The organism is Flavobacterium sp. N1719 (genome assembly GCF_025947045.1).
Lineage (GTDB): Bacteria > Bacteroidota > Bacteroidia > Flavobacteriales > Flavobacteriaceae > Flavobacterium > Flavobacterium stagni.
Genome location: NZ_CP109993.1, coordinates 2,738,133 through 2,750,253 on the forward strand (window position 1 = coordinate 2,738,133; position 12,121 = coordinate 2,750,253).

11 protein-coding genes are annotated in these 12,121 nt (G+C 39.2%); 1 reads left to right on the plus strand and 10 read right to left on the minus strand.

The features are described 5' to 3' along the window. Positions 1-50 precede the first annotated feature (50 nt). Entirely contained in the window at positions 51-1,682 is a 1,632-nt protein-coding gene (locus tag OLM45_RS11700) for an ABC-F family ATP-binding cassette domain-containing protein (RefSeq protein ID WP_264510362.1), read from the minus strand. 119 nt (positions 1,683-1,801) lie between these two features. Between OLM45_RS11700 and OLM45_RS11705 the strand changes: the two genes are divergently transcribed. Further along, positions 1,802-2,992: an MFS transporter gene (locus OLM45_RS11705; protein WP_264510365.1), complete on the plus strand. Its 1,191-nt coding sequence runs from the start codon at positions 1,802-1,804 to the stop codon at positions 2,990-2,992. On the opposite strand, the gene OLM45_RS11710 is transcribed toward OLM45_RS11705, so the two are convergent. From OLM45_RS11710 to OLM45_RS11750, 9 genes are all read right to left on the minus strand, one after another. Continuing rightward, a complete protein-coding gene (locus tag OLM45_RS11710) occupies positions 2,982-3,698 on the minus strand; it encodes an alpha/beta hydrolase (RefSeq protein ID WP_264510367.1) in 717 nt (238 codons plus the stop codon). The genes OLM45_RS11705 and OLM45_RS11710 overlap by 11 nt on opposite strands. A 119-nt stretch (positions 3,699-3,817) precedes the next feature. After that, positions 3,818-4,774, minus strand: coding sequence for a Fic family protein (locus tag OLM45_RS11715; protein WP_264510369.1), 957 nt, complete (start codon positions 4,772-4,774; stop codon positions 3,818-3,820). 90 nt (positions 4,775-4,864) lie between these two features. Beyond that, positions 4,865-5,506: a DEAD/DEAH box helicase gene (locus OLM45_RS11720; protein ID WP_264510372.1), complete on the minus strand. Its 642-nt coding sequence runs from the start codon at positions 5,504-5,506 to the stop codon at positions 4,865-4,867. A 24-nt stretch (positions 5,507-5,530) separates the two neighbouring features. Continuing rightward, positions 5,531-6,694 carry a sigma-54-dependent transcriptional regulator gene (locus tag OLM45_RS11725; protein WP_264510374.1) on the minus strand — a complete coding sequence of 388 codons (1,164 nt, stop codon included), beginning with the start codon at positions 6,692-6,694 and terminating at the stop codon, positions 5,531-5,533. Between the two features lie 53 nt (positions 6,695-6,747). Then, complete coding sequence (locus OLM45_RS11730; RefSeq protein WP_264510376.1) at positions 6,748-8,049, minus strand: ABC transporter permease; 1,302 nt, start codon at positions 8,047-8,049, stop codon at positions 6,748-6,750. A gap of 10 nt (positions 8,050-8,059) precedes the next feature. Further along, entirely contained in the window at positions 8,060-8,980 is a 921-nt protein-coding gene (locus OLM45_RS11735) for an ABC transporter ATP-binding protein (protein WP_264510378.1), read from the minus strand. 164 nt (positions 8,981-9,144) lie between these two features. Continuing rightward, positions 9,145-10,263, minus strand: coding sequence for a molecular chaperone DnaJ (gene dnaJ, locus OLM45_RS11740; RefSeq protein WP_264510380.1), 1,119 nt, complete (start codon positions 10,261-10,263; stop codon positions 9,145-9,147). Between the two features lie 9 nt (positions 10,264-10,272). Further along, the gene (locus OLM45_RS11745) at positions 10,273-10,863 is read right to left on the minus strand and encodes a nucleotide exchange factor GrpE (protein ID WP_264510382.1); all 591 of its coding nucleotides are present in this window, start codon (positions 10,861-10,863) and stop codon (positions 10,273-10,275) included. A gap of 245 nt (positions 10,864-11,108) precedes the next feature. After that, entirely contained in the window at positions 11,109-12,017 is a 909-nt protein-coding gene (locus tag OLM45_RS11750) for a TIGR01777 family oxidoreductase (RefSeq protein WP_264510384.1), read from the minus strand. Between the last annotated feature and the right edge of the window lie 104 nt (positions 12,018-12,121).

Genomic DNA, 12,121 nt, shown 5'->3' on the forward strand with positions numbered 1-12,121 from the left:
GTTAATTTTTAGTTAGTAAAAAGGCCGGGAGCAATACTTCCAGCCTTTTTTTATTTTTCAATTTCTTTCAAATTTTCCATTTTCTTAAAGGCTAAGAATCCTTTGATGTCTTCAAAGTGTTCGCGAACGCGTTTGTTTCCAAATTCGAAAACTTTGGTCACTAATCCATCCAAGAAATCACGGTCGTGAGATACTAAGATCAACGTACCATCAAAATCTTTTAAAGCATCTTTAATTATGTCTTTGGTTTTCATATCCAAGTGATTGGTAGGCTCATCCAGAATCAAGACATTCACGGGTTCTAACAACAACTTAATCATCGCTAAACGCGTACGTTCACCACCCGACAATACTTTTACTTTTTTGTGTACATCATCACCTCCAAACATAAAAGCACCCAAGATATCTTTAATTTTGGTTCGAATCTCTCCCACAGCAATGCGGTCAATGGTTTCAAAAACCGTGAATTCACCATCCAATAAAGCCGCTTGATTTTGGGCAAAATAACCTACTTGCACGTTGTGACCGATTTCTAATTTCCCTTCAAAATCAATTTCTTTCATAATGGCTTTGATCATGGTGGACTTTCCTTCCCCATTTTTACCCACAAAAGCCACTTTTTGTCCGCGTTCAATTACCATATTGGCATCATTAAACACGACATGATCATCGTATTTTTTGGAAAGATGTTCGACCACTACCGGATATTGTCCACTTCGCGGCGACGGAGGGAATTTCAAGCGTAATGCCGAAGTATCCACTTCATCCACTTCGACCAACTCCAGTTTTTCCAACATTTTTACCCGCGATTGCACTTGTAAGGTTTTCGAGTAAGTTCCTTTAAAACGCTCAATAAACTCGGTCGTTTCTGCAATCATTTTTTGTTGCTCATCATAGGCTTTTTGTTGGTGCGCACGACGGTCTTTACGTAATTCCAAATAATGAGAATATTTGGCACGGTAATCATAAATGCGACCCATCGTCACTTCTATCGTACGGTTGGTGATATTGTCCACAAAAGCACGGTCGTGGGAAATCACCATTACAGCTTTCGCTTGATTTAACAAAAAGTCTTCCAACCACTGAATACTGTCCATATCCAAGTGATTGGTGGGCTCATCCAACAAAATCAAATCGGGTTTTTTCAATAAGATTTTTGCCAACTCAATGCGCATACGCCATCCTCCCGAAAATTCAGAAGTCGAACGGTGAAAATCCTCGCGTTCAAATCCGAGACCTTTTAAGACTTTCTCTACTTCCGCTTCGTAATTGACTTCTTCAATGGAATAAAACTTCTCACTCAATTCCGACACGCGCTCGATCAATTTCATATAATCGTCACTTTCATAATCGGTGCGAACGGTGAGCTGCTCGTTGATTTCGTCGATTTCGGCTTTCATTTGAAAAATTTCTGCAAAAGCTTTGGACGTTTCTTCAAAAACGGTCACATCATCTTGTGTTAACAAATGCTGTGGCAAATAAGCAATTACCGCTTCTTTAGGTGCTGAAACGGCACCTCGTGAAGGTTTGTTTTGTCCGGCAACAATCTTTAATAAGGTCGATTTTCCGGCACCATTCTTACCCATTAAGGCAATTTTATCGGTTTCGTTGATGGCAAAAGTCACATCACTGAACAAGGTGGTTCCTCCAAATTCAACAGCGATATCGTTTACGGTAATCATGTGAGCTAACGATTTTAAAATGAAGCGGCAAATATAGTTCAAAATCATAAGCCATCAAGGATTTTAAAGGATTCCTGTGAAGAAAATAAATACCTTTGCAACGGTCTATTTTGAAAATAATGCAATCGACAGTTTCAACTCCATCTTTCCAAAAATTGCGCAGCCGGTACCGCAATCGCGTCCGACTTGCCACTGCCCTCTTCTTTTTTGGTATGGGATTTAGTTTTGCCACCTGGGCGAGTCGGATTCCGAGTATTAAAAGTCAGTTGCAGCTAACCGAAGCCGACCTAGGAACCTTGCTTTTGGCGTTGCCCTTGGGACAATTATTGGCCATGACATTTTCAGGAAAATTAGTCACCCATTATGGAAGTCGATGGATTTGTACGTTTGGACTACTCTTATACGCGGGTTGCTTGCCTTTTATCGGATTATCCCATAATAAATGGGAACTGGCGATTGCGCTCACCAGTTTTGGTTTTTTTGGGAATTTGTGCAACATAGCCGTCAACACCCAAGGAGTGTATACCCAGAGTTTTTTTGAAAAACCGATTATGGGATCGTTTCACGGTTCGTGGAGTTTGGCTGGATTTGCAGGCGCACTCACGGGCTTAGTGATGCTTTCTTTTCAAATGAGTGTTTTACATCATTTCTTGATTGCGCTGGGTTTTGTAACTGTACTAGTTATAACAAACACCAGATATTTAGTCAAAACCCAAGCGTCAAAACCCGAAGAAAAACAATCGTATAATTTTTTTAAAAATCCAGATAAAACCCTGCTTTGGTTAGGAATAATCTGTTTTTGCGGTATGGCCAGCGAAGGAATCATGTTTGATTGGAGTGGCGTCTATTTCAAAGAAATTGTAAAAGTACCAGGAGCATTAGTCGTTTTAGGCTATACCACATTTATGATAAGTATGGCGGCAGGGCGTTTTTTAAGTGATCTCTTTGTTGCCCAACTCGGTTATCGAAAAGTCTTGCTTTTGAGTGGTTTTGTTATCTCAATCGGACTGTATACTGCGGTTATTTTTCCTTACCTTATCCCTTCAACCATAGCCTTTATGTTGGTCGGAATTGGCGTTTCAAATGTGATCCCCATCATTTTTAATTCGGCTGGAAATCACCCTACAATCCCGACAGGAATTGCGTTAACGGTGGTAACCAGTATCAGTTTTTTGGGCTTTTTGATTGGTCCACCGATAATCGGTTACATCGCTGAACTTACTAATTTGCGCTATTCGTTTGCTGTAATTGGGGTTTTTGGATTAATAATTGTATGCTTAGTTCAAAAATTATCTCTTTTTAAAGGTTAGAAAGAAAATCCTTTATTCCCTCTTGAAAATCAGGATTTTGATTAATGCCTACGTGGGATTGATTGGGCAGAACAATCAGAGTATCATTTGGTTTGAAAAATTGTTTTAGTTGCTTCGAATTTTCTATTGATATTAAAAGGTCCTCATCGCCATGAAATAAAGCAATAGGTGCTTTGATTTTGGGCAAATAGGTATTTGTTGGAAAAGAGAATTTCTTCAAAAAATTAGGAAAATAAGGTGCAGCTCCCTCAGTAAAACTAGTGAAATTATAATACGGCGCCTCTAGTATTAATGCTTTGGGTTGATGTTTTGAAGCCAAATATGCCGCTAAACCTGTTCCTATAGAATATCCACAAATAACAATTTTATCTGCTGTATACCGTTTTCTAACTTCAGAATAAATCAACTCTAAATCGGAATAGACTTGTTCTTGATCAATTACTTCACCTGTACTTTTCCCAAATCCGCGGTAATCCGTCATCCAAATATCATATCCCATTCCCGTAAAAATTGACGCTTGTTCTCCCCATTGGGATAAATTACCCGCATTCCCATGGAAATAAAGCAATACTCCATTGGATTTTTTGGTTTTAAAAAGAATAGAATGCAATTGAAAATTATCAGGTGTGGCCGTAGTAATTTCTTCAAAAGGTTCACTAAAATGGAATTCATATTCTGAAGTTAATTTTGAGGCACGAAAGACCATTTCAGTTTGATTGAAATAAAGATATCCAACATAAATAAGATAAATAAAAAGAAATAGGCTGAGTAGTGAAACCACCACAAATCGAACTTTTTGCATAGTCAAATATAAAAAAGACAACCCTAAAGTTGTCTTTTCCGTTGTCTATTTTCAATATAATCTTCAATGGCTTTGCGAGTGGTGAACCAATTTCTACCTTCTTTGTAGGCATCTATCTTGCCTTGTCGCGCCAATAAACTTACATATTCTTGCCCATAACTAACGCCTGGCTCATTCACAATAGTTGCAATCGATTCATAGGATTCTTGACCGGGCAAGGCATTCAAATAGATATTTAAAGAACGCTCAACCGCTTGACACATCAATAACAGTAATTTTTGATAATTGCCATTATTAGCCTGATTTAAGGCTTCATAATATTTTTTGTGGTCATTTTTTAAAATAATGGCCGGAGGAAAACCCGCTTGCATCAAAATTAAATTCATCGCCAAACGAACGGTTCTGCCATTGCCATCAAAAAAGGGATGAATCCAAACGAATTTATGATGAAATACCGTTGCCAACTCAATAGTATTCAACCCTAAAGGATTATTCAAAACAAAGGCAATTAGTTCATCAATCAAATCGGGAACTTTCTGGGCATTGGGCGGAATAAAATTGGCTCCCGAAATACGTACACCGCCGTTGCGTAAACGACCCGCAAACTCCTCTTCAATGGAACGTAATACATAACCATGTAGATTTAAGATATCCCGACTTTGCAGTTGATAATTTTCATGAATAATCGAGTACAAATAATCGATGGCGACTTCGTGGTTTTTAACTTCAAAATGCTCCCGTAACGATTTGCCTTTGATCGTGATTCCTTCTTGAATGACCATTTGGGTTTCTCGAAGACTTAAAGTATTGCCCTCAATGCTATTGGAGTTGTAGGTCCATTCTATCGTTAAGGCTTCTTTGATTTTGTGAAGGGCACTTTGCGGCAATGGTCGTCCCTTATCCAACACTTGCTTTTTTTCAAACAAACGCTGAAAGGTTGTCTCAAATTCTTCATAATATGTTCTGTCAATCTCCCACACCCCACAAAAATATCGTTTTATATTCAAAATCACACTATCCGATATTAATTTTAACACCAAAAAAAAATCCCGAGGCTATCGGGACTTTAATTATTCTTCTTCAAAATAGGTTTCTTCATCGTCATCCATCTCAAAAAACAAAGGCTCTATCATGATATTTTCGGCAATCATTTCTGTTCGTTCCGTGATTTGAGAACAGAAAAATAAGCGCTGTACTTTTTCTATACTTTCCGATAAACGAAGTATTTTGGGTTCGTACCGATTTTTGAAAATTAAATCTGCATCATCCAAAATAAATAACTTCAACTGATTGACATCAAAACCTGCTGAACCAAACATAGCAGTAAGCTGGTTAGGCGTTCCAATCAACACATCAATTCCTAATGAAATTTGATTTTTATCTTCATCTAAATTCGTTTTATCATGCACATAATACACACGCAATTGATTGAATTTATTTAAGGAATCGAAAATTTCAACCATTTCCAAGACCTTAGCTTTGTCCAAACAAATGATCAAAGCTCTTGGAGACAATTGAAACGGCTTGTCCAACCGCTGAATGACGTTTAATGCGATTGTAGTCGATTTACCCGATCCTTCCGGACTTTGAATGACAGCATCAACACCACTTTTAATCGTCGAAAATGTTTCTTGCTGCAATTCATTGGCTTCAGTTAATCCTTGTGCCACTAGAGCTTGTTGTAACGCTGTATTTATTTTTTTTAATTGCATCTTTCTTTTTGGCTTTCGCCGAATTTATTTACTCGCGAATAGTTTCACATCACTTTCTGAAATCTCTTGTCCCCCCAAAATGATTAATCGCTCCACTACATTGCGTAATTCACGTATATTCCCCGTCCAATCGTATTCTTGCAATAATTGAATGGCTGATTTTGAAAATGATTTTCTTGCATTCCCTTGCTCTTCAGCGATCTTGGTCGCAAAATGTTCCACCAACAAAGGAATATCATCACGACGATCGTTTAAGGCTGGAACTTTAATCAAAATAACCGCCAAACGATGGTATAAATCTTCCCGAAAACGGCCTTCTGCGATTTCTTTTTTCAAATCTTTATTCGTAGCAGCAATGACACGCACATTCACTTTGATATCCTTATCGGCACCTACACGTTGAATCAGATTTTCTTGTAAAGCACGCAATACTTTGGCTTGTGCCGCCAAACTCATATCGCCAATTTCATCCAAGAAAATCGTTCCTCCATCGGCGGCTTCAAATTTACCCGCACGATCTTTAACAGCAGAAGTAAAAGCGCCTTTGACATGACCAAATAACTCACTTTCAATCAATTCAGCTGGAATAGCTGCGCAATTGACTTCGATGATGGGCGCTTCTGAACGTTCACTTTTTTGGTGTAATTGATGGGCAACCAATTCTTTTCCGGTACCATTCGGACCCGTAATCAAAACTCTCGCATCGGTTTTGGCGACTTTTTCAATCATTTCTTTGATTTGATTGATGGGTTCACTTTCCCCTACAATTTCATAGTTTTTGGAAACTTTCTTTTTCAAGATTTTATTTTCCACAACCAATTGTTTGCGGTCCAAAGCGTTGCGAACGGTATTCAATAATCGGTTCAAATCGGGTGGTTTTGAAATATAATCGAATGCACCTAAACGCATCGTATTGATTGCGGTTTCCATATCACCATGACCCGAAATCATTACAATCGGAATTTCAGGTTTTATTTTTTTGACGGCTTCCAAGACTTCTTCACCGTCCATTTTAGGCATTTTGATATCACAAAGCACCAAATCGTAATCGGTTGCTTTTATTTTTTCTAAACCTTGAGCGCCATCCTCTGCTTCTTCCACTTGATAAGCATCACTTTCTTCAGATAAAATTCGAGTCAATACTCTACGGATTGAGGCTTCGTCTTCAATAATTAATATTTTGGCCATAAAATCTATTTTTTGCGACGGGTACAAACCCTATGCCATTTATGTTGTTCTTCTTAGTATTTCATCCAACGTACTAATTCTTTCCATGTAGGACGCTTTCCATACATCAAAATTCCGACACGATAAATTTTAGAAGCAAACCAAACTACCAAAAAGAATGTTCCAAACAATAACACCATGGAAATCACTATTTGCCACCATGGCACTCCAAATGGAATTCGCATCATCATTACAATTGGCGAAGTCAACGGAATCATCGAAAATGTCGTGGCAATAGTTCCGTGTGGATCATTCATTACCGTGAAAAACCCAATATAAACACCTAAAATTAAAGGCATGATGATTGGCAATAAGAATTGTTGGGAGTCGGTTTCGTTGTCAACAGCTGCACCAATTGAAGCATAAAATGAACTGTACAAAAAGTAACCCCCAATGAAATAAATGATAAACGAACAAAGAATCGTTCCAATCGGTAAATTCCATAATTCGTTCAAATACAAGGCAATTTTACTCATATCTTTTCCAGCAGTTTGTGCCAATTCTTGTGCCTGACCCGCAGCGGCGCCCACTTGAACGCCAAATACCGATGATAAAATAAACATCGCACCCAAACCAAGAATCGCCCAAATCAAAAATTGGAGAATTCCGGCCAATGAAGTTCCTATGATTTTCCCCATCATCAATTGAAAGGGTTTCACCGACGAAATAATCACTTCGATAATACGCGAAGTCTTTTCTTCAATCACACTGCGCATTACCATATTGCCGTAAATCACAATAAACATCATGATTAAATACCCGAAAGCTCCGCCAATTGCAATTTTAATTTCATTCAACCCTTTTAGCGATTCTTCTCCCGAAGCTTTGGCCAAATGAATGGAAACATCCGCTTTTGCTGAATTGATTTTTAAGGTATCCAATCCCACGGCATTGAAGTTTTCAGCCGTCATTTTCTTGGCGATAACTTCTTCCAAATCTTCAATAAAAAGTACGCCCGGACTGTCATTGGAAACGTATTCAATCTTCTTTTCCAATTGTTTATTGTCCGAAATTTTAGGAATCAATAACAATCCTTCGTAATGTTCCGATTGGATACTATCTTTTAAAACCGAAATGGGCAACTGCGAAACATCCATATAATGGTATTCCTCGTCGTTTCTAAATTCTTTGGCAAACCGACCCGTTTCATCGTGAATGGCAATGGTTTTCAGTTCGGCTTTCATCGTACTCAAATACCCCACAAAAACACCTATACCGACAAAAAGGAGCGGACTCAAAAACGTCATGACAATGAAAGATTTATTGCGGACCTTGGCAATAAATTCACGTTTGATAATTAAAAGTAGCTTACTCATAATTGCTTATTTATTGCGTTACGGTTTGAATAAAAATATCATTCACACTCGGAATTTTCTCTGCGAAATGCGTAACCTGCCCGCGTTGCATAATCGTTTGCAACAATTCATTGGCCGTATGCGTCCCCAAATGAATTTGGAGCTTTAACTCGTCATTTAACGATTTAAAATCGGTTTGTTGCATCGTAAACTTCTGCGACAAATCATACATCAATCCTTCTACATTATTCGTTAAGATTCCCACATCGTAGGCATTTGTTCGGTATTCTTTTTTGACATCTGCCAATTTACCTTCTATCAATTTATTTGATTTATGAATCAGTGCGATATAATCACACATTTCCTCCACCGTTTCCATACGGTGCGTCGAGAAAATTATAGAGGTTCCTTTGCGATTCAATTCAATAATCTCATCCTTAATCAAATTGGCATTCACGGGATCAAATCCAGAAAAAGGTTCGTCTAAAATCAACAACTTGGGTTGGTGCAAAACCGTGACAATAAACTGTACTTTTTGCGCCATCCCTTTGGACAACTCCTGAATCTTCTTATCCCACCACGCCTCGATTTCAAACTTTTCAAACCAATATTTCAATTGTGCTTTGGCATCTTGTTTGGACAAGCCTTTTAACTGGGCCAAATACAAACATTGCTCCCCTACTTTCATGGTTTTGTACAAACCACGTTCTTCGGGCATGTAACCAATTACATGCACATGATCGGGTTTTAAGGGTTCACCATCCAATAAAACCACGCCGCTATCGGGCATAGTGATTTGATTGATGATACGAATCAGCGAGGTTTTACCCGCACCATTCGGACCCAATAAACCATAAATACTTCCTTTCGGAACGGTGAGTGAAACGGAATTCAATGCGGTATAATCGCCGTATTGCTTGACCACATTTTGGACTTCTAAAATCGAACTCATAGGATTCAAAAATTCTTCGGGTAAAAATACGCAATTCCACGAATAATCAGCAGTTATAAAAGAAAAAACCCACCCTTATGGTGACACAAGGATGGGAAAAATTGCTATGAAAAAGAAATTACCTGTTTCCAAGTAATACCTCAAAAGTAAAATTATTTTTTTAACTACGAAAACATATCTTTAACTTTTTCAAAAAAAGATTTTTCACTCTTTTCGGGCTTCGGAATGAAGTTTTCGTCGGTTAATGATTTTTCAAAAAATTGACGCTGTTCTTTCGTTAATGATTTTGGCGTCCAGACATTTACATGCACCAATAAATCGCCATTACCATAACTATTTAAGCTCGGAATCCCTTTTCCTTTTAAGCGCAAAATTTTACCCGATTGGATGCCTTCGTCCAACTTGATACGCACCTTTCCATTCACCGCTTCGAGTTCTTTAGAAACCCCTAAAGCCGCTTCCGCAAAGCTGATATACAAATCGTAATGTAAGTTTTCGCCCTCACGTTTCAAGAATTCGTGTTCCACTTCTTCAATGACCACAATTAAATCTCCGGGAATACCATTTCCTGGAGCATCGTTTCCTTTGCCAGAAACTTTCAATTGCATGCCATCAGCCACACCAGCTGGAATCTTGATCGATACGGTTTCGTCTTCCATGAGCATTCCGTGGGCATCGGCATTGGTGGGCTTACTTTCAATGGTTTGCCCTGAACCGCCGCATACATGACAGGTGGTTGCCGTTTGCATGCGCCCTAAAATCGTATTGGTTACTTTCAATACTTGCCCCGCCCCATTACAGGTTGGACAGGTTTTATAACGCACGCCTGGCGCTTGAATTTTGCGTTTTACTTTTACTTTTTTCTCTACACCGTTCACAATTTCGTCCAAAGTCAATTTTACTTTGATACGTAAATTGCTTCCTTTCATTCTGCGGGTTCCGCCACCGCCGAATCCACCGCCGAATCCACCGCCAAAAGCCCCACCGAAAATATCTCCAAACTGACTGAAGATATCATCCATGTTCATGTGATGACCGCCACCAAATCCGCCCGCACCATCAAATGCGGCGTGACCGTATTGATCATAACGCGCCTTTTTATCGGGATCACTCAATACTTCATAGGCTTCAGCAGCTAATTTGAAGTTTTCTTCAGCATCTTTATTTCCTGGATTTTTATCGGGGTGAAATTCAATCGCTTTCTTACGGTAAGCCTTTTTAATTTCCTCCGCGGAAGCGCCTTTGCTGATGCCTAATATTTCGTAAAAGTCTTTTTTGCTCATAATTCTCTATTATTGTCCAATCACCACTTTCGGGAATCGGATAATTTTATCGCCTAATTTATAGCCTTTTTCAATCACATCGACAATCTTCCCTTTCAAATCCGCAGAGGGTGCAGGAATCTGCGTAATTGCTTCTGCAAAATCAGCATTAAATTCATCGCCGGCTTTTAATTCAACGTGTTCCAATCCTTTGGCCACCAATGTCGATTTCAATTTTTCATGAATCAATTCGACACCTTTTACCAATGCTTCGTCTTCCGATTTGCTGATTTGTTGCATCGCTCGGTCAAAATCGTCCAAAACGGGCAACATCGCTTGCAACACTTCTTGATTGGCCGTTTTAAACAAATCTATACGCTCTTTAGTCGTGCGTTTTTTGTAATTTTCAAACTCGGCAAACAAACGCAAAAATTTATCTTTTTCTTGCGCCAATTGCTCTTCCAATTGTTGTTCCACTGTCAATTCTTCAGCAGCCTCCACTTCAGGAGTGTCAGTTGTAGGGGTTTCCGGATTAAGTTCGTTTTCCAATTCCGGATTTTGGTTTCCGGTATTTTCAGTATTCATCGTATTTTTTCCTTTAAATGGGTTGTTGAATTTCATGGTAAGCGTTTGCTTCGCAAATTGCCGTGCAAAAGTACTGCCATTTCTTTAAAAATGTCAAATTGTCACGCAATAAAAATTTAAGTATTGCAATAGGTTCAAACCGTGTATTCAAATTTTAATACTTTTTTAAGAGGGAACCCAATGGGAAAAATGTACATTTGAATACAACAACACGAAAAATCATCTTTAATTATTAATTCACCACATACAAAAAGCCCCACTTCAAATTCGTGGGGCTTTTTTTATTTTAATAAATCTTCCATCGCACTTTGCAAGTCGGGAAAGTCAAACGCAAATCCCATCTGTAAGGCCCGCTCGGGTTGAATCGCTTTATCGTTAAACAACAATTCATGCATTTCTCCCAACACCATCCGCATCACAAAACGCGGTACAGCGGGTAAAAAAACAGGTTTACCCACTACCTTTGCAATACAGCGTGTTTGTTCATGTTGGGTTACCGTATCCGGAGCTACGCCATTAAAAATTCCCGTGTGCGCATGCTCAATAATCCATGTATATAAACGAACAATATCCGTCAAATGAATCCACGATTGGCGCTGTTTCCCCGAACCAAAGTCAGAACCCAAACCCCATTTTATCGGTTTAACAATGGGTTCCAATGCGCCTCCTTTTTTGGCGTAAACCACTCCGGTTCGCACTTTGGAAACTAATAGTCCTAGCGTTTCAAATTGATGGGCACTTTCCTCCCATCGACTGACTAATGTTCCCAAAAATCCGCGATCGATTGCCGTCGAAGATTCGGTGTAGGTCTCGGTTGGGGAATCCGGATAAATCGCAACGCCCGAAGCGGAAATATAATGCCGAACTTGGTGCTCTGGATATTTTTTTAATGCCGAAAACAACAGATTGGCACTCAGTACTCTGCTTTCCAATAATTCTTGTTTGTAAGCGGCAGTCCAGCGTTTGGCAATGCTCGCTCCGGCCAAATGGACAATAGTCGTTACCCCTTCAAAACAAGCCGTATCAATTTTCCCTTCGGCGGGATTCCAATAAAATCCTTTCAAAGTAGACGATTGCGGCAAATTACTTTTTCGTGTAGACAACCAATGTACAGTATGCCCATTCGCCTGTAAAACCCGCGTCAATTCGCTTCCTATGAGTCCGGTACCGCCCGTAATCAAAATGGTCATGATTCTTATTTTTTTTCAAAATTATCGAAACCATTCCAAAACACTCGCTTTCCTACCAAAGGTTTAACGAATGTTTAGGCTTGGGCGATCCCCTTCGGGTCGGG